Origin of the sequence: Occultella glacieicola (assembly GCF_004353825.1) — a bacterium.
Classification (GTDB): domain Bacteria; phylum Actinomycetota; class Actinomycetes; order Actinomycetales; family Beutenbergiaceae; genus Occultella; species Occultella glacieicola.
Window position 1 is genome coordinate 417,971 of record NZ_SMNA01000006.1, and the last position, 20,514, is coordinate 438,484.

20 protein-coding genes are annotated in these 20,514 nt (G+C 70.1%); 12 read left to right on the forward strand and 8 right to left on the reverse strand.

Translation table 11 applies throughout. The features are described from left to right. Window positions 1-63: 63 nt before the first annotated feature. Window positions 64-1,905 (reverse strand): glycerophosphodiester phosphodiesterase, encoded by a 1,842-nt coding sequence (locus tag EXU48_RS14710; protein ID WP_133108392.1) that lies wholly within the window; start codon window positions 1,903-1,905, stop codon window positions 64-66. 190 nt (window positions 1,906-2,095) lie between these two features. Between EXU48_RS14710 and EXU48_RS14715 the strand changes: the two genes are divergently transcribed. The 4 genes from EXU48_RS14715 (at window position 2,096) to EXU48_RS14725 (ending at window position 4,417) form a co-directional block, all read left to right on the forward strand. Next, a complete protein-coding gene (locus tag EXU48_RS14715) occupies window positions 2,096-2,602 on the forward strand; it encodes an FHA domain-containing protein (protein ID WP_133108393.1) in 507 nt (168 codons plus the stop codon). 41 nt (window positions 2,603-2,643) lie between these two features. Further along, window positions 2,644-3,963 (forward strand): APC family permease, encoded by a 1,320-nt coding sequence (locus EXU48_RS14720; RefSeq protein ID WP_133108394.1) that lies wholly within the window; start codon window positions 2,644-2,646, stop codon window positions 3,961-3,963. A 62-nt stretch (window positions 3,964-4,025) separates the two neighbouring features. Then, window positions 4,026-4,178, forward strand: coding sequence for a hypothetical protein (locus EXU48_RS24530; protein WP_165962820.1), 153 nt, complete (start codon window positions 4,026-4,028; stop codon window positions 4,176-4,178). Between the two features lie 5 nt (window positions 4,179-4,183). Beyond that, entirely contained in the window at window positions 4,184-4,417 is a 234-nt protein-coding gene (locus EXU48_RS14725) for a hypothetical protein (protein ID WP_133108395.1), read from the forward strand. A gap of 60 nt (window positions 4,418-4,477) precedes the next feature. Here the strand turns inward: EXU48_RS14725 and EXU48_RS14730 are convergent, their stop codons facing one another. After that, the gene (locus tag EXU48_RS14730; RefSeq protein WP_133108396.1) at window positions 4,478-5,026 is read right to left on the reverse strand and encodes a type 1 glutamine amidotransferase domain-containing protein; all 549 of its coding nucleotides are present in this window, start codon (window positions 5,024-5,026) and stop codon (window positions 4,478-4,480) included. Between the two features lie 213 nt (window positions 5,027-5,239). Here EXU48_RS14730 and EXU48_RS14735 point away from each other — a divergent pair, with 213 nt between their 5' ends. The 6 genes from EXU48_RS14735 to EXU48_RS14760 all read left to right on the forward strand — a co-directional run bounded on the left by EXU48_RS14735 (window position 5,240) and on the right by EXU48_RS14760 (window position 9,690). After that, the gene (locus EXU48_RS14735) at window positions 5,240-5,689 is read left to right on the forward strand and encodes a hypothetical protein (RefSeq protein WP_133108397.1); all 450 of its coding nucleotides are present in this window, start codon (window positions 5,240-5,242) and stop codon (window positions 5,687-5,689) included. Next, window positions 5,686-6,021: a hypothetical protein gene (locus EXU48_RS14740; RefSeq protein WP_133108398.1), complete on the forward strand. Its 336-nt coding sequence runs from the start codon at window positions 5,686-5,688 to the stop codon at window positions 6,019-6,021. Before EXU48_RS14735 ends, EXU48_RS14740 begins: the two co-directional genes overlap by 4 nt. A gap of 104 nt (window positions 6,022-6,125) precedes the next feature. Beyond that, window positions 6,126-6,851, forward strand: coding sequence for a hypothetical protein (locus EXU48_RS14745; RefSeq protein ID WP_133108399.1), 726 nt, complete (start codon window positions 6,126-6,128; stop codon window positions 6,849-6,851). Window positions 6,852-6,929: 78 nt separating this feature from the next. After that, window positions 6,930-7,601 carry a HEAT repeat domain-containing protein gene (locus tag EXU48_RS14750; protein WP_133108400.1) on the forward strand — a complete coding sequence of 224 codons (672 nt, stop codon included), beginning with the start codon at window positions 6,930-6,932 and terminating at the stop codon, window positions 7,599-7,601. Window positions 7,602-7,605: 4 nt separating this feature from the next. Continuing rightward, on the forward strand, window positions 7,606-8,601 hold the full coding sequence (locus tag EXU48_RS14755; protein WP_133108401.1) for a MerR family transcriptional regulator: 996 nt from the start codon (window positions 7,606-7,608) through the stop codon (window positions 8,599-8,601). A gap of 84 nt (window positions 8,602-8,685) precedes the next feature. Next, the gene (locus tag EXU48_RS14760; RefSeq protein WP_133108402.1) at window positions 8,686-9,690 is read left to right on the forward strand and encodes a LacI family DNA-binding transcriptional regulator; all 1,005 of its coding nucleotides are present in this window, start codon (window positions 8,686-8,688) and stop codon (window positions 9,688-9,690) included. 6 nt (window positions 9,691-9,696) lie between these two features. Here EXU48_RS14760 and EXU48_RS14765 read toward each other — a convergent pair whose 3' ends face one another. The 5 genes from EXU48_RS14765 to EXU48_RS14785 are packed head-to-tail and all read right to left on the reverse strand — an operon-like array spanning window position 9,697 to window position 15,278. Further along, on the reverse strand, window positions 9,697-10,653 hold the full coding sequence (locus tag EXU48_RS14765; RefSeq protein ID WP_133108403.1) for a carbohydrate ABC transporter permease: 957 nt from the start codon (window positions 10,651-10,653) through the stop codon (window positions 9,697-9,699). Further along, entirely contained in the window at window positions 10,650-11,594 is a 945-nt protein-coding gene (locus tag EXU48_RS14770; protein ID WP_133108404.1) for a carbohydrate ABC transporter permease, read from the reverse strand. Before EXU48_RS14770 ends, EXU48_RS14765 begins: the two co-directional genes overlap by 4 nt. Window positions 11,595-11,653: 59 nt before the next feature. Then, window positions 11,654-13,042 (reverse strand): ABC transporter substrate-binding protein, encoded by a 1,389-nt coding sequence (locus tag EXU48_RS14775; protein ID WP_165962821.1) that lies wholly within the window; start codon window positions 13,040-13,042, stop codon window positions 11,654-11,656. 38 nt (window positions 13,043-13,080) lie between these two features. Then, window positions 13,081-14,346 (reverse strand): enolase C-terminal domain-like protein, encoded by a 1,266-nt coding sequence (locus tag EXU48_RS14780; RefSeq protein ID WP_133108406.1) that lies wholly within the window; start codon window positions 14,344-14,346, stop codon window positions 13,081-13,083. After that, complete coding sequence (locus tag EXU48_RS14785) at window positions 14,343-15,278, reverse strand: NAD-dependent epimerase/dehydratase family protein (RefSeq protein WP_235857045.1); 936 nt, start codon at window positions 15,276-15,278, stop codon at window positions 14,343-14,345. The genes EXU48_RS14780 and EXU48_RS14785 overlap by 4 nt, the downstream gene beginning before the upstream one ends. A 326-nt stretch (window positions 15,279-15,604) precedes the next feature. Between EXU48_RS14785 and EXU48_RS14790 the strand changes: the two genes are divergently transcribed. Both EXU48_RS14790 and EXU48_RS14795 read left to right on the forward strand, forming a co-directional pair. After that, the gene (locus tag EXU48_RS14790) at window positions 15,605-17,341 is read left to right on the forward strand and encodes an ABC transporter ATP-binding protein (RefSeq protein ID WP_133108407.1); all 1,737 of its coding nucleotides are present in this window, start codon (window positions 15,605-15,607) and stop codon (window positions 17,339-17,341) included. Further along, window positions 17,338-19,509, forward strand: a complete 2,172-nt coding sequence (locus tag EXU48_RS14795; protein WP_133108408.1) for an ABC transporter ATP-binding protein — start codon at window positions 17,338-17,340, stop codon at window positions 19,507-19,509. The genes EXU48_RS14790 and EXU48_RS14795 overlap by 4 nt, the downstream gene beginning before the upstream one ends. Before the next feature lie 22 nt (window positions 19,510-19,531). On the opposite strand, the gene EXU48_RS14800 is transcribed toward EXU48_RS14795, so the two are convergent. Continuing rightward, on the reverse strand, window positions 19,532-20,299 hold the full coding sequence (locus EXU48_RS14800; protein WP_133108409.1) for an SDR family NAD(P)-dependent oxidoreductase: 768 nt from the start codon (window positions 20,297-20,299) through the stop codon (window positions 19,532-19,534). Between the last annotated feature and the right edge of the window lie 215 nt (window positions 20,300-20,514).

A 20,514-nucleotide genomic window follows, 5' to 3' on the forward strand; every position in this document is an offset into this window, starting at 1 on the left:
CACGCGAACGCCCGGTCCGCTCCACGCGGACCGGGCGTTTCGTCGGGTCCTGAGGCGCGGGCCCTACCGGTCGGTGAGGTGGGCGATCTCCTCGAGGATCGCGTCCCGGGCCGGTCCGTCCGGGATGCGCCGGGCCGCCACCGACGCCAGCTCCTCCCAGTCCTCGTTGTCGAGGGCCGTGAGGACCTGACGCTCGAACCCGGTGGGTAGGTTGACCCCGATGATCCGGGACCGCAGGCCTTCGGCCGTCACGCCCACGGTGAACGCGACCTCGTCGGAGGCGGTGCCGCCCTCGCCCTCCGCGGTGGCGGTCAGGACATGGCCACCGAGGGCGAGCCCACCCGCCTCGATCACGTCGCCGACGGACACGTCGGCGCCGTCGAGCTGGTAGGAGACGGAGGTGGCGTCGGTGCTCGCGGCGGCCACGATGATCTGGCCGCCCCGTTCGACCTCGGTGTCGTCCGCGACCGCGACCAGGTCGACCGTGGGCTCGGACGGTTCCGGATCGACGGCGGCGTACTGGGCCTCACGCCAGCCGATGTAGGCGCCGGGCCGGTCGGTGACGATGCCGTCGACGCCGAGGTCCGTCAGCTGCTGCCAGGCGTCGGCACCGTTCACGGTGTAGGGCAGCACCGCGATCCCGGCCTCGTGCAACCGGTCGATGATCTCCGCGGTCAGGCCCCCGTTCGCCGACGGGTTGTACATGGTGGCACCGACCGACTGGGCCACGGCCACCGGGTCGGCGTCGACGGCCCCCCGGAGCACTCCGCGTGGGATCTCCGGCGCGTAATCGCGTGCGTAGCCCACCGCGGCGAGGTCGAACGACTCGATGACCACCCGGTCGGTCAGCCCGGCCTCGCGGATCAGGTCGATCATGTGCTCGACCTCGGCGCGGGTCTCAGGTCCCTTGATCTCCAGCATCAGGGTTCCCGGGTTGCGCTGCATCAGGTCGAGGATCTGCGCGAAGGTGGGCAACGACGCGGCGAGGGCCGGGTCACGCCACGAGCCGGCGTCCAGGGTCTGCAGGTAGCTGCTCTGGAGTTGGGCCACGTCGCCGGTGCCGTCCGTGGTCCGGTCGACCGTCTGGTCGTGAAGCACGATCGGCACACCGTCGGCCGTGGTGTGGACGTCGATCTCGACGTACTCCGCTCCGGATTGCATGGCCGCGGCCTCGGACAACAGCGTGTTCTCCGGCAGGATCTGTGAGTACCCGCGGTGGGCGATGACGACCGGCAGTTCCCCGTCGTCGATGATGAAGTCGGCCGGTTCGATCTCGGTGACCAGAATGTCGTCGAAGCTGACGGTCGAGTTGTCAGCGACCAGGCCGAGCACGCCGGCCTCGGAGCGCTGGATCTGACCCCGCAGGATGAGTTCACCGTCGAAGTACCACTTGGCTGAACTGCCCTGGACCTCGACGGCGACCCGGACCTCCTGACCGACGCCGGCGTCGTAGGGGGCGGCCGCGGTGTACGGGACGTTCCAGCCGCCCGCGGCCGTCCGGTTCGCGAACTCGATACCGTTGCCCGCCGAGCTGGTGGTGCGCATCGCGGCCTGCCACCAGGGCGTCGAACCGTCCGGGGGGATGTCGAGTGCGATCGCCGTCCACCTGGTGGCGTTGGCGACCTCCTCGAAGCGGACGGTCGCCTCGACCCGGTAGTTGTCCAGGTGGGTGCCGAAGGTGAGCCGGTCGATGCCGCCGGCAGTGACCACGAGACGGCCGTCCTCGACGCGCCAGTCCCCCTCGACCGGGTTCCAACCCTCCGGGATCTCGCCCGCATCGAAGTTCTCCGACAGGACGACGTCGCCCGGCTCCGCGGACGCCGCCGGGACGATGACACAAGCTCCCGCAACGGCGGCGGACAAGGCCGCCAGGCCCGCGATCGCGGGCCGGAAGGTGCTGCTCATGAGTGCTCCAGTTCACCGGTGACAACTGACCTCCCGACCCTATGAAGCCCCGATGTCGAGCGCCCGTCGAGGAGGAGAACACCTGGTGGCCCTTCGCCGTCGCACGCACTCCGCGTCGGGATGCGCTCGCGCAACAGCCGGGCGATAGTGGTCGGGCGCGCACGACAACACGTTCCAGGAGGCGACGAGCATGACGAACGATTCGGCCCAGGACCCGGTCGAGGAGCCCGGCACGACCCACGCGGCGCCCGGTTCGGGGCACCCCGAACTGATGGTCTCGCGGGCCGGGGCCGCCATGCCGGGTGAAGTTCCACTCCGGTTCCCGCTGGACAAGGACGAGGTCACCGTCGGGTCCGGGCCGGACCAGGACATCCGGCTCGACGGGCTCGAGCCGCATCACCTGACCGTCTATCACGACGAGCGCGACGAGTATCGCGTGCGCCCCTACGGCCAGGTCGAGGGCGGTTCCGTGACCGAGCCGGCGCACCGAGTCCTGCGCACGGGTGCCCGGGTCGCGATCGGACCATGGGAGGTCACCTTCCAGCGAGCCGAGTACGCCGACCACGGGCGTCCGTTCGGCGGACGCGAGGGGGGCGAACTCTCGGACAACCTCACCCAGCCCCCGCGGCCCGCCGACCGCGACGATGCCGTGGAGCCTGTGGGCCGCGAAGGGGTTCAGGAACAGCAGAACGACTGACCCGGTCGCGTGAGGCAGGTGCTGCCGCAAGGAGGAGGCCCATGACGGAGCCAACGGACACGGCCGACCCCAAGACCCGGCTACGACGGGGCATCGGTGGTGGGCTCCTCTTCGCCTTCATCCTCGGGGACGTGCTCGGCGCGGGCGTCTACGCACTGACCGGCGAACTGGCTGCCGACGCCGGCGGGCTGATGTGGGTGCCGATCGTGATCGCGATGGGCATGGCGCTGCTGACGGCGGGCTCGTACGCGGAACTGGTGACCAAGTATCCGCGCGCCGGCGGATCGGCGATCTTCGCCCAGCGGGCCTTCGGTCGGCCGCTCGTCTCGTTCCTGGTCGGGTACTGCATGCTCTGTGCGGGCGTGGTCAGCGTCGCCGGTCTGGCGATCGCCTTCAGCGGCGACTACCTGGGCACGTTCCTCACGGTCCCGGTACCCGTCGCGGCGCCGATCTTCCTGTTCCTGCTGGCGTTGCTGAACCTGCGGGGCATCAAGGAGTCGGTGACCTCGAATCTGGTCATGACGATCGTCGAGGTCAGCGGCCTGGTGCTGGTCATCGCGCTGGTCGGCGCAGCCCTCGGTGCCGGCCGTGGCGACGTCGGCCGGATCCTCGAACCGCCGCCCGGACCGGGGGCTGCCTTCGCCGTCCTCGGGGCCGCGCTGCTCGCGTTCTACAGTTTCGTCGGGTTCGAGACCTCCGCCAACGTCGCCGAGGAGGTACGCGACGTCCGCCGTGTGTACCCGCGGGCGCTGTTCGGTGCTCTGATCGTGGCCGGGATCGTCTACGTCCTGATCGCGCTCGCCTCGGCGGCGATGCTGCCGCCGCAGGAACTGGCCGGTTCGAGCGGACCCCTGCTGCAGGTGGTGACTGCGACCGGCTACTCGGTCCCGGACTGGCTGTTCAGTCTGGTCGCCCTCATCGCCGTCGCGAACGGGGCGCTGCTCACCTCGATCATGAGTTCGCGCCTCGCGTACGGGATGGCGGAGGAGGGGCTGCTGCCGAGCCCGCTCGCGCGTCTCCTGCCGAAGCGGCGCACCCCGTGGGTGGCGATCCTGGTGACCGCAGCTCTGTCGGCGCTCCTGGCGGCCGTGGGCACGCTCGAACTGTTGGCCGAGACCGTCGTCCTGTTCCTGTTGTTCGTCTTCATATCGACGAACCTGGCCGTGTTGGTCCTGCGCGGCGACGACCCCGGGCCGCACTTCCGGGTTCCCACTGCCGTGCCCGTCCTCGCCCTGCTGAGCTGTGCGGTGCTGCTGATCCAGCAGACCTGGCAGGTATGGGCGCTCGGCGGCGTCCTTCTCCTGCTCGGCGTCGTCCTGTACGCACTCCACCGCCGGTTCGGCACCAGCGACTCACCCTGAACCGGTGCACGCCCCCGCGCACCCGGTGGCGGGCGCCAGGAAGCGGTGGGATCGTGGCCGGTATGGACAACAAGGAGCCGAGGACGCCCTCCGAGCAGCCGTACGACCCGGCTCGGGACCCGGACGCCGATCCCGAGGAGCTGGAGTCCCGTCGGCTCGCCCGTCAGCCCGACCAGGCCGAGGGCGCGGACGATCCCGCGGAGGATGGGGAGTAAGCATCATGGCGATCTGTGACACCTGCGGCAATGACTACGACAAGCCCCTGACCGTGGCCCGCGGCGACGTGCGCGGCACGTTCGACAGTTTCGAGTGCGCCATCCACGCGCTCGCGCCGGCGTGCGCCCATTGCGGCTGCCGGGTCCTGGGCCACGGCGTCGAGAACGACCAGGGCATCTACTGCTGCGCCAACTGCGCCCGGATGGCCGGCGAGGTCGCCCTCGCCGACCGCGCCTGACCCCTCCACGGTCGTTCGGGACGCGGCACTACGCTGCGCGCGGCCGCGGTCGACGCCCGCTCAGACGGTCTGGCCGCTGTGCTCTCCCTCGGCCAGTTCCTCGACGACCTTGGCGTTGAAGGCGGGCAGATCGTCCGGGGTGCGGCTGCTGACCAGGCCGGCGTCGACCACGACCTCCTCGTCGACCCAGTGCGCCCCGGCATTGACGAGATCCGTGCGCAGGCTGGGATAGGACGTCACCGTGCGGCCCTTGAGCACGTCGGCGTCGGTGAGGATCCAGCCGCCGTGGCAGATCACGCCCACCGGCTTGTGCTGGGCGAAGAAGTCACGGACGAACGACACCGACGCGGCGTCCATGCGCAGGTGGTCGCCGTTGACGACCCCTCCGGGCAGAACCAGCCCGTCGAAGTCAGCAGCCGACGCATCGGCCGAGCGGACATCCACGGCTGCCTCGTGGCCGTTCTTGCCCGTGATCGAGCCGGTCTCCGGCGAGACGAGACTCGCCGTGGCACCGGAGTCGGTGACCGCCTGCCACGGACTCGTCAGCTCGCTGTCCTCGAAGCCGTTCGTCGCCAGGAAGGCGACCTTCCGTCCGGCAATATCAGACATGACATCTCCTCAGTTCGTCGGTCCGTCCCACGCTAAGTGCGCGGTGACCATTGCGCGACAGGTGCTCGGTCGGGTGGGCGGCGGATGCACGATCGGTGGCGTGGTGTAATCTGGGTCACACCGTTCGGGCGTCGCGCAGTCGCGCCGCCGTGACGGGCCTGCCAGCCACCTGTTGCTCCTGCCCCCGGCAACTCCACGAGTCCGGGGAGTGCCATGAGTAGAGGCCAAGGGCCGCGCGTCCGGACGCGACCGAAGCCCGCCACGGAGCCGCCTCACGACGCCGACCAGGATGCGGAGTTCCTGAACGGTGTGATCTGCATCGACATCCGCATGCGCGATGAGACCGATGATGAGCGCGCCGCCGCCCTGACGACCGTCACCGAGGACGTCGCCGCCTTCTTCCGCGAGTACGTCCCGGACCTGCAGGTCGTGTGCCGTTCCGGCTCCGTGACCCTGACCTGCGCCGGGTCGCTCGCCGAGGTGATGGCCGTCGCTGACACCGTCCGCTGGCACCTGGGCTGCCTGGCACGGTGGGAGGGCGCCACCGCCTTCAACGCCCAGGTCGGCGTGGCCGTCGGCGCGATGGACGCGATCGCCTCGGAACTGTCCAGCAGGGCCGAGGCGGCGGCGGCTTGTCCGATGTGGCGCAGGAGGATCCGGTGAACGGCACGAGCCGAAGGGGGACGCCATGGACGCCCGCTGAGGAGGAGAACCACGCCTACCTGCAGATGCAGGACGTTCCGGACGGCGCCGGTGTCAGCATCTGCGGCCCGCTGTCGCTGCGCACCACCGAGTTGTTGTTCGAGATCGTCGACCACGAGGACCCGCGGACGAGCCTGACGATCGATCTGAGCCAGACGACGTTCCCGGACGGGCGGGCGGTGCGGCGCCTGGTGGACGAGGTGGAGCGACGCCGTCGCCATGGTCTGCACATCCGGGTGAAGGGGTCCAGCGTCAGGCTGCTCGGCCTCCATCGCCTCGACGGCGAACCGTAGTGGCACCCACTCCTGGCGCCCTGTCACCACCGAGGTGAGCTCACGGGCCACAACGCGCCGGGCGCGGTGCGGGTACGATCACGGCACACCTCGAGGAGGGGGCCATGGGGGCCGGAGCGGACGGGAACGGGCAGGCGCTGCTCGAGCACGGAACGGTCGCACCCGTCGGCGCGCCGACCTGGGTGCCGCAATCGGGGCCATGGGGTCTGGGGCTGCGGCTGGCGCTGGCGCTCATGCTGGTCGTGGGTGTGGTCCAGATGGTGTTGCAGCCGGTGGATGGGACGGTCGAGGAGTTGCTCGACGACCTCCACGCCGGGCGGGTGTCCGAACTGACGATCCAGCGGCTTCCGGACGGCATGGAGGTCTCCGGCGGCTATCGGGTGGAGTGGTCCGGTGACCGGGCACGCAGGGTGGCGACCTACGAGCTCAACACCTCGCCCGACGGACCCGAGGTCGACGAGGGCGCCACCATCCTCGCCGCCGCCGAGGACTCGCCCGAGCCCGTGACGGTCACCGTCACCCGGGACTGGGAGGCACCGGGGCTCCACGCCAACTTGACGGTGCTGGCGGCCATGTTCGCGCTGTTCGTGCTCGTCTTGGGCCCGCAGCCCAGGCTCGCCACGAAGTGGGCCTGGTTCTGGCTCACCTGCGCGGCCGCACCGATCTGGCTCCTCTACCTGATCCTCGAGCCGGTCCCCTTATGGTCCCGGGGCCCGGCGACGGCCAGGGCCAGCCGGCTCACCGGCGGGACCGCGTTCATCCTCGCCATCCTCCTGGTCCCCCTGGTCCTCTCGCTGATCCCCGGGGCCTCACGGTTCTACGGTTGGTGACTGCCACGGGTCGACCCGCTCGCACCCTTGACCCTCACACTGTGACAAGGTCTTTCATGGAGTGCGGAGGTGGTCCCCATGACCCACACGCGTCACCACGACGCTCGATCACAGTTGTCGAACGCGCTGCGGTCCCCCGACCCGTCGGCTCGCCTGCGGGCGGCACTGTCCGCCGGCACGCGCCCACGCGAGGAGTACGTCGAGGTGCTGGTGCAGCGGTGCGCGGTGGAGCCGGACTTCTTCGTGCGGGACATGCTCACCTGGGCGCTGACCCGGCACGACCCACCGTCCATCCTGGACCGGGTGCTCGCCGAGCTGACGTCCGAGGTCCCGCAGGCGCGAAGCCAGGCGCTGCACACGTTGTCGAAGTTCGGTGACCGGCGGGCCTGGCCTGCGATCACGGACGACCTGCTTCGCGACGACGACCCGGAGGTCGCCCGCGCGGCGTGGCGGACCGCGGTGGCGCTCGTCCCCGACGGCGCCGTCGCCGACCTCGCCCAGGTCCTGGCGACTCAGTTCGACCGTGGTGACCGCGAGGTGCGCAGAAGCCTCAGCCGGGCGTTCGTGGACCTCGGGGACCCGGGCCACGCCGTCGTCCGGGCGGCGACGACCCACCCGGACGCCGGGGTGCGCCGGCACGCGATGGCGACCGACCGGCTCATCCGCAACCCCGACGAGGGGTTCGAGGCGGCCGTCGACGAGGCGAACCGCGTCCTCGCGGTCCTCGGGGCGCCCGTGGTGGGAGGGTGAGCGGATGCTGATCGGTGAGGTCTCCCAGCGATCCGGGATCAGTGCCCGGATGCTGCGGCACTACGACGCCATAGGGCTCGTGCGCCCCACCGCCCGCACGGCAGGCGGGTACCGGCAGTACTCCCCCGACGACGTCCGGCGACTCCTCCACGTGGAGGGGCTCCGGGCACTCGGGCTCAGCCTCCAGGAGATCACCGACGCGCTCGAGGACCTCTCGTTCAGCCCGACCGACCTGGTCGACCAACTCCTCGAGCGCACCCGGGAGCGGCTCGCACACCAGCAGGAACTGCTCCGCCGGCTCGGGCAGGTGCGCGCGGCCGGCCCTGCGGACTGGTCGGACGTGCTGCGCACCGTCGGGCTTATCCGCGCGCTCGACGCGGGCAGTTCCACGCGTCAGCGCGTCGCGCTGTCGATGCCCGACGGCGGAGGGTCGGGAGATGCCGTCGTCCTCGCCGAGGCAGTACTCACCGAGGCGGAACCGAACGCTGCCGGCGCGCTCCAGTGGGCGCTCGCCCGCACCGGGGATGCCACGACCGGCGTGCTCGCCGCTGCCCTGGACTCCCCCGACCCCGACCGCCGCCGGCGCGCGGCCGTGGCGCTGGCGAAGCTCGACTCGCCGGACGCCGGCGCGGTCCTGGCCGGCGCCCTCGAGCACGCCGACCCACAGGTGCGGGCATGCGCGACGATTGCGCGCGGGCGCCACGGGGACCTCGATGCCGTCCCCGGGCTCGTGTCGATGGTCGTCGAGGGACGCGAGGACGTGGACGCCGCGAGCGTACTCGGCGCCCTCGCGACCGGCGATGACCGCGCCGAGGAGATCGCCGGGGCGCTCGCCGCAGCCCTGGCCGGCGCCGGCGCCGGGGCGAGGCAGCGGATCGCCACCGCACTCGCGGACATCCCCGGACCGGCGGCGCCGGCCGCCCTGACCACCCTGCTCGACGACCCCGACCGGGCGGTCGCCCTCACGGCGCGCTCCGTACTGCGCACACGATCCTCCTGAGGCGACCCTGCGCCGTCGGGCCTGGCAAAGCGCTTTCACAGCGTGAGCCACCACGGCGACCGCCGACGCACTACGATGCCGAACATGGCGGTCCCCAAGAAGAAGGTGACGCTCAGCGACGTCGCGGCGGTCGCCGGCGTCTCGCTCTCGACCGCCTCCAAGGCACTCAACGGAGGCGGCCGGATTTCGGTGGCCACACGGCAGCGGATCGAGGCGACGGCGCTGCGTCTCGACTTCCGGCCGAACGGGCTGGCCCAGTCCCTCGCCCTCGGCCGCAGTCGCACGGTGGCCGTGCTCACGGACCGGGCGGAGAGCACGTTCTCCCGGCCCGTGATCATCGGAGCGGCAACCTATCTCGGTCAGCATGAGCAAGCGGTATTGCTCTACGACGCCCGGCTGCGCCGCCGGGACGACATGGCCGAGAGCATCCGGGCGCTGAACGCCCGCCGGATCGACGGCGTGCTCGTGGTCGGTGAGGGTCTGCACCACCGGACCCGTTCGGTCACGGCAGAATTCTCGGTGCCGGTCACCTATGCGTTCACCCTCTCCGACGAGCCCGACGACGTCAGCTTCGTCCCCGACAACGTCGCGATCGGACGGATGGCCGGTGAGCACCTGCTCGCCCTCGGCCGGCGACGCATCGCGCACGTCACCGCCGAGGCTGACGACCTGGCGGCCCAGCTGCGGGTCCAGGGGTTGCGCGAGGCCCTGGCCGCTGCCGGGTTGACCCTCGCCCACGAGGTCCTGCACGGGTCGTGGACCGAGGCGTGGGGACGAACCGCGGCGCAGCGGATCCTCGCGGAGGACTGGCAGGTCGACGCCGTCGTCGGCGGCAACGACCACATCGCGCGAGGGGTGGAGAACGTCCTCGCGGCGGCCGGTGTGCGGATTCCCCAGGACGTCGCCCTCGTCGGCGTCGATAACTGGGAGGGGCTGATCATCAACCAGACCGAGCGCCACCTGACCACGATCGACGTCGGGCTGATCGGCATGGGTGAGGCGGCCGCGGCGCACCTGCTCGGCGGCGAGCAGACCCCGGGAGTGCACTACCAGGCGCCGACCCTGATCGTCGGCGAGACCACCGGCTGAGGCGCCTCAGCCCTTGATCGCCCCGGCGCTACCGGCAGCCCGGAGGAACTGGCGCTGGAACACCAGGAAGAGCGCGACCGGGATGACCACCGAGACGAACAGTGCCGCCATGAACACGCCGAGGTCGGTGCTGGACTCCACCCGCGGCAGCGCCACCGAGATCGGTTGCAGATCGTGGTCCGGCAGGGCCAGCAGGGGCCACAGGAAGTCCTTGTACGCGCCGATGATCGTCAGCAGGGACACCACTCCGAGGATCGGCTTGGCGAGCGGCAGGACCAGGCTCCAGAACACCCGGAAGGAACCTGCGCCGTCGATCCGGGCAGCCTCGAAGAGCTCGCGTGGGATGGCCTGGAAGTACCGCGAGACGAGCAGCACGTTGAACGCGCTCGCCGACGCCGGGAGCCAGACCGCCCAGAACGAGTTCAGCAGGTTCACGTTCAGCAGCGGCAGATTCACCACGGTGAGGTACAAGGCGACCAGCGAGATCACGCCCGGGATGAACAGGGTCGCCAGGACTGCGATCTCGACCACCTTCGCGTAGGCGGGTCGCAGGATCGCGATGCCATAGCCGCCCGTCGTGGCGACGAGGAGCCCGAAGAACCACGAACCGGCACAGATGATGAGCGTGTTGCGCAGGTAGGTGCCGAACCTGACCGTGCTCCACGCGGCGGTCACGTTCTCCCAGTGCAGCCCGCTCGGCCACAGGCCGAACGGCTGGGCGAGGGTCTCCGTCGAGGTGGACGTCGCCGCCTTGAAGAGCCAGAACAGCGGTCCGGCGCACGTGACCACGAGCGCGACCAGCAGCAGTCCCCCGGCGACGGCCACCACGCCGCGCACGAGCGGCGACTTGCGGTCCATCGTGGAGATGATGCTGCGCTCGTCGCGCACGTCCTCCGCCGGGGCGCGGCGCCGACGGGCCCGGGTCGGCTCCGCGGTCGCCGGCTCGGTCGTCACGTTCGTCATGAGGTGCTCCAACGTCGGGTGGCCCACAGGTAGATCGCCGAGAGCAGCGACAGCGCCAGCGCGAGGAGCAGGCTCAGCGCGGTGGCCCGGCCGTAGTCCCCGGAGACGAAGGCATAGCGGTAGATGAGCAGGAGCAGGGTCATGCTCCGGTTCTCGGGCCCCCCGCCGGTCATGATGTACGGCTCGGTGAACACCTGGAACGTCCCGATCAGCTGCAGCAGCAGCATGATGAGCAGGATGCCCCGCATCTGCGGCAGGGTGACGTGCCAGAACCTGCGCAGGATGCTCGCGCCGTCGATCTCGGCGGCCTCGTAGAGCTCGGTCCGGATCGTCATCAGCGTCGCGAGATAGATGATGACGGCCGTGCCGAAGCTGGCCCAGGTGGCCTGCACGACGATCGCGGGGATGACCAGGTCCGGGTCGTTGAGCCAGGGCAGCGGCCCGAGACCGAACCACCCGAGGATGGTGTTGAACAAGCCGGCCTCGTCGGGACGGTAGAAGGTCTTCCAGAGCAGCACCGAGACCACCGGCGGGATGATCACCGGCAGGTAGGCGAGCACCGAGGCGAACCCGCGGGTCCGGCGCATCTCCGCGATGAGCACGGCGAGCAGGATCGGCACCGGGAACCCGATCGCGACGGCGAGCAGCGTGAAGTAGGTGGTGTTCCAGACCGCGGTCAGCAGGAGCGGGTCGGCCAGGACCCGCTCGAAGTTCGCAAGTCCGACCCACTCCGTGACGATGAAGTTCGTCTGCTGGAGGCTGAGCACGAGGCTGCGCAGGATCGGCCACCAGGAGAAGTACGCGAACGTGAGCAGCAGCGGCAGGAAGAACACCAGGGTGGTCAGACCACCGCGGCGCACCCAGGCCACCGCTGAGGGTCGGCGCCGCACCGGGCGAGCCCGGGTCCGGGCAGCGGTGGGCGGGTCATCGAGGGCAACCATGCAGGCCTCCGGTCGTGAGGCGGTGGCGCGGCCCTCGCGGACCGCGCCACCGCGCGTGGTCATCCGACGTCGAGCGCTGCCTGGATCGTGTTCTGCGCGTCACCGAGCAGTTGCGGAATGTCCGCGTCCTCACGGGTCAGGACGGCCTGGACGACGGGGTCGAGCGTGGCGTACAGCTCCTGCGCCTTGACCGCCGGCTCAGGGATCAGCGGGATCTCCTCGACCGTGCTCAGGTACAGCTCGAAGTTCTCCCGCGGCACGTTGATCAGCGAGTCGATCCAGCCGAGGTACTGCTCGTTGACCTCCTCGTTCACGACCGGCAGGCCCGGCGCCGCGACCGCGAGGCCGTCCGCGATCCGGGCCTCGGCGTTGGCCACGGCGACCTCCTCGTCCGTGTACTGCAGGAAACTCTTGAACTCGATCCACTCGAGCCCCGCCGCGATCTCCTCGGGGGTCGCGGTGGGGTTGATGATCGAGATGGTCCCGCCGCCGAGGGTACCGAGACCGTCATCGGTCTGCGGGAGCGGTGCCACGCCGAAGTCCTGCGGGTCCATGCCCCGGTTCACCACCATGTTGCTGTAGTTGTCGGCGCCTTGGACGAACATGCCCATCTGTCCGGCAGCGAACGCGTTCACGGCGTCGTCGTAGTTGAGCAGGAAGTTCGACCCCATGCTGTTGTCCTCCCAGCGCAGCGACCGGTAGAACTCCAGGACCTCGGTGGTGGCCGGGTTGTCGAGGGTGGCCGTCGTGCCGTCGTCGCTCTGCATCGTGCTGCCGAACGCGTAGGACATCGTGGACAGGATCCAGCCACCGGTGTTGTCCAGGGTCATGGTGCCGAATCCCTGGGCGTCGGTGGCTTCGTCGATCGTCTGAGCTGCGCTCCGGACCTCATCCCAGGTCTGCGGCGGGGCGTCCGGGTCGAGGCCGGCCTGCTCGAACAGGGCCCGGTTGTACAGCAGGCCCATGGTGTAGGCCGCGATCGGCACGCCGTAGATGCGGCCGTCGGCATCGGTGACCACGTCCATCACGGTCGGGTTGAGCTGCTCGAGAACCGTGCTGCCGGTGATCTGGTCCGTGACATCGGCGACCTGCCCGCGCTCGATCAGCGCGCCGATCTCGGTGAACGGGACCTGCATGACCGTGGGCATGGTGCCGCCCGCGAGCAGTGCCTGGAAGGTGTCCGCCTCCCACTGGGTCTCCTCCGCCTCCACGGTGATGTTGTCGTGCTCGGCGCTGAAGTCCTCGACCTGGCGCTCGAAGTCGGCGCGCTGCTCGGGGTTCTCGGTCGTTGGCATGCCGCCGACGGAGATGGTGACCGGCGCGTCGGTGTCGACCGGAGCCCCGTCGGTCGGGTCGTCCCCGCTGCCCCCTCCGCTGCATGCGGAGAGGAACACGGCGGCAACGCCAAGGAGAGCGAGCGGTGCCGCTCGTCGGGTCGTGCGTCTCATCGTTGAAACTCCTTCAGGGTTGGATAACTTCGAACCGGTCAGGGGGCGATGAGCCCCCCATCGAGGCCACGCACCTGCGCGGCCCATTCGTCGTGCCTGGACAGTTCCGCGGGGAAGCGGGCGGCGGCGGCCTCGTCGAGGTCGATCCCCCACCCGGGCGCCTGGTTCGGCCGGAGCCAGCCCTGCTCGATGCGGAGCGTCCCCGGGAACACCTCGTGAACCGCATCGGAGTACACGTGACCCTCCTGGATCCCGAACGCGGGGGAGGTCACGTCGAGGGCGACGTTCGCCGCGGCCCCGATCGGAGAGGTGTCCCCGGGCGCGTGCCACGCGGTGCGCACTCCGACGAGCTCGGCGGCCGCGGCCAGCTTCCGTGCCGGGGTGAGGCCACCGAGCATGGACACGTGCGAGCGGATCAGGTCCACACCCCCGCCGAGGACCAGCCGGCTCGCGTCCGTCATCGACGTGGTCAGTTCGCCGACCGCGATCGGCACCGGGGAGGCCGCCCGGACCTGGGGCAGTGCGTCCCAGTGCTCCGGCGGCAGCACGTCCTCGAGGAAGAACAGCCGGTAGGGCTCGAGGGCGCGAGCGAGCGTGACCGCCTGCTTCGGGTCCAGCCTGGAGTGGACGTCGTGCAGCAGTTCGACGTCCTGCCCCAGTCGCTCGCGCGCGGCCTCGAACAGTCGCGGCGTACGGCGCAGGTACTCGGTGACCCGCCAGCCGCGCGGGTAGGGCGCCGTGGCGTCGGTGACGGCGTCGAGCCTCGGCGCCCCGTAGCTGCCGGCACCCGGCTGGGCGACCTGCAGCCGCACGTGCCGCCACCCGGCCGCGACGAAGCGCTCGGCCTGCTCGAGGGTCTGGTCGATGTCCGCTCCACCGGCGTGGATGTAGGTGTCCGCGGCGCCCCGCACCCGCCCGCCGAGCAGTTCGTGGACCGGGCGTCCGGCCCGTTTGCCGGCGATGTCCCAGAGCGCCTGGTCGAGCCCGGAGATGGCGTTGTTGCCCACCGGTCCCTCGCGCCAGTACCCGGAGAATCGGGCGAGCCGGGTCAGGTCCTCGATGTCACCCGGGTACCGGCCGATGACGAGGCGGGCGAGGTGCTCCTCGACGACCGTGACGACGGCACGCCACCGCTGGGTGAACGTGGCACAGCCAAGCCCGTACAGACCCTCGTCCGAGGTGTCCACCCGGACCACCACGAGCGGGATGCCCTCCGGTGCGGTCACGATCGCGCGCACCCCTGTGATCCGCAGGTCCGCTGGGGCGTCCCACGGCTGCGCGAACGCGCTCGTCCGGTCGGTCATGGCAGGACCCCGGCCGGCGCCGGTGCTGAGCCGTAGCCCGTGGGCGCATGGATCGAGTGCCGGGGCCGGAAGCCGAGCAGATCGGTCGCCCGGGTGGTGTCGATCAGACTGCTGCGGCCGGGCAACGCCCGACGGCGGGGCACCCCCGGTGCGTATCGGTCCAGCAGGGTGGTCGTGTCGGTCGTGAGCAACGTGTCCGCGGCGGACACCCCCACCACGTGGGCGCCCTCGAACGGTGCGACCAGGCCCACGAGCACCACGCCCACGGCGTCCCGCAGGTCCAGGTAGGACCAGCCCTCCCTGGCCATGCGAGCGGGGTCACGCGAGGCCTGCGCCGCGTACCGGCGCTGGTCGTCCGCGGCGGCCACGTGCGGGAAGCGGAGGGCGACCACGTCGATGCCCCAGTGGCTGGCCACCATCGCCGCGGTCAGTTCGTCGCTGCGCTTGGACAGCGAGTACCAGTCGTCGATCTGGGTCGGGATGTCCTCGTCGATCGGGTAGTACGCGGGCTCCACATCGTGGTGGTTCATCGGGACGCCGAACGCGTTGATGCTGCTCGCGATCACGGCGCGGCGGATGCCGCGCTGTCCGGCCTGGGAGAGGACGTTGAACGTGGCGTCCGTGTTCGTCCGGTACACCTCGTAGGGCGGCGCGAGGTCACGGTGGGCGATCGCGCCGAGGTGCACCACGGCATCGGCATCGGCGAGACCATCCGCCACATCGCCGGCGTCGGTGGCGTCGCCGGTCACGATCCGATCGGCCGGGCTCGGCCGGCCCCACGTCGGGGACAGCGCCGTGACCGGCACTCCGTCCGCCACCAGCGCAGCGACCACGGCTCGTCCGATCAGGCCGTCCGCACCGGTGACGAACACCCGACCGGGCCGGGCGACCGACGGGTCGGACCAGGCGTCCGCGGGCTCAGACGGGTTCACGGGGGTCCCTTCGGCGACGTTGCTCGGGTCTCGGCCGTTTCGCGCGAACCTGAGATCGAGCGAAAGTGCTTTCGCAACCGAGCATGGTGCCTACAGTCATCACTTGTCAATACCCGATTCCAAGGCTGGGAAAGCGCCATACCCGATTCACGCGGAGACCCTCGCCCGCTGCCACGCTCGGTCGCCGCGCCGACCACGCCGAACCGGGGCCGCGCCCCACCGCCCCCGATCCGTGACGCGGATCATCCGATATGACGATGCGCAATGTCAGACCCCTGATCTAACCTCGACGACGGCTCGAACCTCACCCCTGGGAGCACCTCCTCATGACCTTGCTTCGCCTCTCGCTTCGCTATGCCTCCCCGTACAGACGGTGGGTGGCCGCAGTCGTCGTTCTGCAGCTCATCTCCACCATCGCCGCGCTGTACCTGCCCAGCCTCAACGGCCGCATCATCGACGAGGGGGTCAGCACCGGCAACGTCGACCTGATCTGGGAACTCGGCCGACAGATGCTGATCTGGTGCGGCGTCCAGGCCGTCACCGCCGTCGCCGCCGTCTACTTCGGCGCGAAGACCGCGATGGCGGTCGGTCGCGACATCCGTCGCGACATCTACCGCAAGGTGGACAGCCTCGGCGCCCTGGACATCTCCTCCATCGGCACCGGCTCGTTGATCACCCGCAACACGAACGACGTGCAGCAGGTGCAGATGCTCGTGCTGATGACGCTGAACTTCATGGTGTCCACACCGATCATGTGTATCGGCGGCATCATCATGGCCCTGCGTGAGGACCCGGGCCTGTCCTGGCTCGTGTGGGTCTCCGTTCCCTTCCTGTTCCTCATCGTCGGTCTCCTGGTCCGGATCCTGCTCCCCCTGTTCCGGACGATGCAGGAACGTATCGACCGGATCAACGACGTGACGCGCGAGCAGATCGTGGGGCTGCGGGTGATCCGCGCCTTCGTGCGCGAGCCGTTCGAACAGGATCGCTACCGCGACGCGAACGCGGCGATCACCGAGACCTCCATCAAGGTCGGCAACGTCTTCGTGCTGATGTTCCCGGTCATCATGATGGTGCTGCACATCGTCACGGCGGCCGTGCTGTGGTTCGGTGGCTACCGCGTGGATGCCGGCCAGATGGACGTGGGCCAGCTGAGCGCGTTCCTGCAGTACGTGCTGCAGATCCTCGTGGCCGTGATGATGGGCACGTTCATGGTCATGATGATCCCCCGGGCCGTGGTCTGTGCCGAGCGCATCGACGAACTGCTCGCGACCGAGACCTCGATGCCGGTCCGCGAGCGTGGCTCGGAGGACTTCCCGGCCAACGGGCGGGTGGTCTTCGACCACGTCAGCTTCGGGTATCCCGGCGCCGAGCTTCCGGTGCTCGACGACGTCAGTTTCGTCGCCGAGCCGGGCACCACGACGGCGATCGTCGGGTCGACCGGAGCGGGCAAGACCACGCTGGTCAAGCTCATCCCCCGGCTGTTCGACCCGCAGCAGGGTGAGGTGACGATCGACGGCGTCTCCGTGGGTTCGCTCACCCGTCACCAGATCGCGGGGCTCGTCGGGCTCGTTCCGCAGCAGCCGTATCTGTTCTCGGGGACGATCGGCTCGAACCTCCGGTTCGGCAACACCGAGGCCGACGAGGACGACCTGTGGGAGGCGCTGGAGGTCGCGCAGGGCGCCGACTTCGTCCGCGACAAGCCCGGCGGGCTCGACGCGAAGGTCGCCCAGGGCGGCACGAACGTCTCCGGCGGTCAGCGGCAGCGGCTGTGCATCGCCCGGGCGCTCGTCGCGCGGCCCCGGGTGTACGTCTTCGACGACTCCTTCTCCGCCCTCGACGTCGCGACCGACGCCCGCCTGCGGGCCGCACTCGACAAGGCCACCGGCGGCGCGACCGTGATCATCGTGGCCCAGCGGATCTCCACGATCTCCGAGGCGGACAACATCGTGGTCCTCGACGGTGGCGCCGTGGTCGGACAGGGCCGTCACGAGGAACTCCTCGAGTCCAACGAGACCTACCGCGAGATCGTCGAGTCACAGATGAGCATCGAGGCCGCACGATGACCGCCCGCAGATCCTCCGAGGAGAACCCGAACGTGAACGACAAGCCGCTCGACCCGGTCGACCGCCGGGGCGGGCCGGCCGCGAAGCCGGCCTCCGCCGTCGCCGTGGCGGACGCACCCGAGGACGACCTGGAGCAGGAGTTCGTCCCCGGCGAGGACGACATGGGGATGTTCGGCGAGGGCGCCCCGGCGCGCAAGCCGAAGGCCTTCTGGCCGTCGGCGAAGCGGCTGTTCGGGCTGTTCGGTCCGCACCGGGTGCGGTTCGCCCTGGTCGTGGTGCTGGTGGCCGCCTCCGTGGTGCTGACGGTGATCGCGCCCAAGGTGCTCGGTCAGGCCATGGACGTGATCTTCGACGGCGCCATCGGGCTCCAGCTGGACGACCAGTTCCCCGGCCTCACCCTCCCGGAGATCATCGAGGTCCTGCGCGCGACGGGTGACCCGACGTCGGTCCAGTTCGCGGACGTGCTGGCCGGCGCCTCGAACATCGTGCCGGGCATGGGGATCGACTTCGCGCTGCTCGCCCGGCTCATCCTCACCGTGCTGGCCATGTACGTGGTCGCCTCGGTGCTGATGTGGGCGCAGGGGTTCATCCTGAACGCGCTCACCATGCGGGTCATCTACGACCTGCGTCGGGAGATCGAGGAGAAGATCCACCGGCTGCCTCTGTCCTACTTCGACACCCGGCAGCGCGGCGACCTGATGTCGCGGGTCACGAACGACGTCGACAACATGCAGCAGGCGCTGCAGCAGGCGTTCAGCCAGCTCGTGCAGTCGGCGCTGCAGGTGATCGGCATCGCGATCATGATGTTCATCGTGAGCTGGCAGCTGGCCCTGCTGGCGCTCATCGCGCTGCCGCTCTCGGCGATCATCGCCGGGGTGGTCGGGTCCCAGTCGCAGAAGCTGTTCACCAAGCAGTGGAAGAGCACCGGCGAACTGAACGGACACATCGAGGAGTCCTACTCCGGCCTGGAACTCGTGCGCGTGTTCGGCCGCGACAAGGAGATGCTCGAAGAGTTCGACAAGCGCAACGACGGCCTGTTCGCCAGCTCGTTCGGCGCCCAGTTCGTCAGCGGCATCATCATGCCGGCGATGCAGTTCGTGAACTACCTGCAGTACGTGCTGATCGCCGTCGCCGGCGGGCTCCGGGTCGCCTCGGGCACGCTGACGATCGGGGACGCCACCGCGTTCATCCAGTACTCCCGGGAGTTCTCCCAGCCGCTCGGCCAGATCGCCGGGATGGCGAACATGCTGATCTCGGGCGTCGCCTCCGCGGAGCGCACGTTCGAGCTGCTCGACGCCGACGAGCAGGAGGCGGACTCCGACGACGCGGAGCTGCCCGAGCGCACCGACGGGCACGTGGAGTTCCAGGGCGTGACCTTCTCGTACAGCAAGGAGACCTCGCTCATCGAGGACCTGTCGTTCTCGGTGCAGCCGGGTCAGACGGTCGCGATCGTCGGCCCGACCGGGGCCGGGAAGACCACCCTGGTCAACCTGGTGATGCGCTTCTACGAGCTCGACGGCGGCCGGATCCTGCTCGACGGGGTGGACACCCGCAAACTCAGCCGGGCCGCCCTGCGTACCCAGGTGGGCATGGTGCTCCAGGACACCTGGCTGTTCGACGGCTCGATCATGGAGAACATCCGGTACGGGCGTCTCGATGCCACCGATGAGGAGGTGATCGCGGCGGCCGAGGCCACGATGGTCGACCGGTTCGTCCGGCAACTCCCGGAGGGCTACGACACCCGGGTGAGCACCGACGGTGGGTCGATCTCCGCCGGTGAGCGACAGTTGATCACGATCGCGCGTGCGTTCATCGCGAACCCGTCGCTGCTGATCCTGGACGAGGCGACCTCGAGCGTGGACACCCGCACGGAGCTGCTCGTGCAGCATGCGATGAACGCGCTCCGCACCGACCGGACCAGCTTCGTGATCGCGCACCGGCTCTCCACTATCCGCGACGCCGACACCATCCTGATGATGGAGGACGGGCGGATCGTGGAGCGCGGCTCACACGACGAGCTGATCGAGGCCAAGAGCGCGTACTACGACCTGTACATGACGCAGTTCCTCGGCGGCCACGAGCAGCCGGAGGACGTCATGGCCACCTCGGGTGCGCCCACTCTCGACACGGACGCGGACGCGTCGGTGAGCGAGGTGGTCCGGGACTGAGGCCCGCGACCGGCGGTCGTGCTCACCACGGCACCGTCCCCTCCTCCGCGAAGAACCCGCCGCTGGGCCCGTCCGGGCCCAGCGTCGCGAACCGGACCACGGGTGCGGCACCCTGCGCCGGGGTGAGGTGCCCCGTGTGATCGTTGCTGTCGGTGTCGACGAAGCCGGGGGCGACGGCGTTGACGAGGATGCCGTCGGGGCGCAGTTCGTTGGCGTACTGCACGGTCAGCGCCGAGAGCGCCGTCTTCGAGGGACTGTAGGCGGCTGACGCCGGCAAAGCCGAGGAGAGTCCGCCGGGGTCGCTGTTCATCGCCAACGAGCCGGCGTGGCTGGTGACGTTGACGATGCGCGGTGCCACTGCGCGGCGCAGCAGCGGGAGCATGGCATTGGTCACCGCGATGACGCCGAAGACGTTCGTCTCGAAGACCGCCCGGACCATATCCAGGTCGACCGAGCTGGGGATCTGGTCGGTGGCGTCCGCGGGTGAGACCTGGCCGGAGCCGGTGATCGCGGCGTTGTTGATCAGTGCGTCGAGGTGGCCGAAGCGCTCCTCGATCTCGAGAGCCGCAGCCGTCACGACGGCCGGGTCGGTGACGTCCAGCCTGACGGCATGGGCGTCGCCACCCGTGGCGCGGATCTGCGCCGCCGCCTCCGCGCCGCGCCGGGGGTCGCGGGCGCCGACGACGACGGTCATCCCCAGTCCGGCGAGTTGCTCGGCCGCGGCCCGTCCGATGCCCTTGTTGGCACCGGTGATCAGAGCGACGTGCTGGTCAGTGGTGTGCTCGTTCATGGCGGGTCCTTTCTCCCGGTCGTGGCGCTCCAGCGGGAACGCCAACACTTCTGACGGGACAGCCCAGCCGGATATGACATCGCGGCGACCGGCACCCGCGGCCGCACGAGGGTTCACGAGCAGATCACGTGCTCTTGGTCCGCCTCAGGAACCTCCCGTCGGCGGACCCGCGCCGGAGTCCCGGCGATGCCCGGCCACGGCATCGTCGGCGGCTG

What these genes read in the sequence shown, in the direction of transcription:
- EXU48_RS14710 (WP_133108392.1), bottom strand. Translation starts at nt 1,905, where the DNA reads ATGAGCAGCACCTTCCGGCCCGCGATCGCGGGCCTGGCGGCCTTGTCC.
- EXU48_RS14715 (WP_133108393.1), top strand. Translation starts at nt 2,096, where the DNA reads ATGACGAACGATTCGGCCCAGGACCCGGTCGAGGAGCCCGGCACGACC.
- EXU48_RS14720 (WP_133108394.1), top strand. Translation starts at nt 2,644, where the DNA reads ATGACGGAGCCAACGGACACGGCCGACCCCAAGACCCGGCTACGACGG.
- EXU48_RS24530 (WP_165962820.1), top strand. Translation starts at nt 4,026, where the DNA reads ATGGACAACAAGGAGCCGAGGACGCCCTCCGAGCAGCCGTACGACCCG.
- EXU48_RS14725 (WP_133108395.1), top strand. Translation starts at nt 4,184, where the DNA reads ATGGCGATCTGTGACACCTGCGGCAATGACTACGACAAGCCCCTGACC.
- EXU48_RS14730 (WP_133108396.1), bottom strand. Translation starts at nt 5,026, where the DNA reads ATGTCTGATATTGCCGGACGGAAGGTCGCCTTCCTGGCGACGAACGGC.
- EXU48_RS14735 (WP_133108397.1), top strand. Translation starts at nt 5,240, where the DNA reads ATGAGTAGAGGCCAAGGGCCGCGCGTCCGGACGCGACCGAAGCCCGCC.
- EXU48_RS14745 (WP_133108399.1), top strand. Translation starts at nt 6,126, where the DNA reads ATGGGGGCCGGAGCGGACGGGAACGGGCAGGCGCTGCTCGAGCACGGA.
- EXU48_RS14750 (WP_133108400.1), top strand. Translation starts at nt 6,930, where the DNA reads ATGACCCACACGCGTCACCACGACGCTCGATCACAGTTGTCGAACGCG.
- EXU48_RS14755 (WP_133108401.1), top strand. Translation starts at nt 7,606, where the DNA reads ATGCTGATCGGTGAGGTCTCCCAGCGATCCGGGATCAGTGCCCGGATG.
- EXU48_RS14760 (WP_133108402.1), top strand. Translation starts at nt 8,686, where the DNA reads ATGGCGGTCCCCAAGAAGAAGGTGACGCTCAGCGACGTCGCGGCGGTC.
- EXU48_RS14765 (WP_133108403.1), bottom strand. Translation starts at nt 10,653, where the DNA reads ATGACGAACGTGACGACCGAGCCGGCGACCGCGGAGCCGACCCGGGCC.
- EXU48_RS14770 (WP_133108404.1), bottom strand. Translation starts at nt 11,594, where the DNA reads ATGGTTGCCCTCGATGACCCGCCCACCGCTGCCCGGACCCGGGCTCGC.
- EXU48_RS14775 (WP_165962821.1), bottom strand. Translation starts at nt 13,042, where the DNA reads ATGAGACGCACGACCCGACGAGCGGCACCGCTCGCTCTCCTTGGCGTT.
- EXU48_RS14780 (WP_133108406.1), bottom strand. Translation starts at nt 14,346, where the DNA reads ATGACCGACCGGACGAGCGCGTTCGCGCAGCCGTGGGACGCCCCAGCG.
- EXU48_RS14790 (WP_133108407.1), top strand. Translation starts at nt 15,605, where the DNA reads ATGACCTTGCTTCGCCTCTCGCTTCGCTATGCCTCCCCGTACAGACGG.
- EXU48_RS14795 (WP_133108408.1), top strand. Translation starts at nt 17,338, where the DNA reads ATGACCGCCCGCAGATCCTCCGAGGAGAACCCGAACGTGAACGACAAG.
- EXU48_RS14800 (WP_133108409.1), bottom strand. Translation starts at nt 20,299, where the DNA reads ATGAACGAGCACACCACTGACCAGCACGTCGCTCTGATCACCGGTGCC.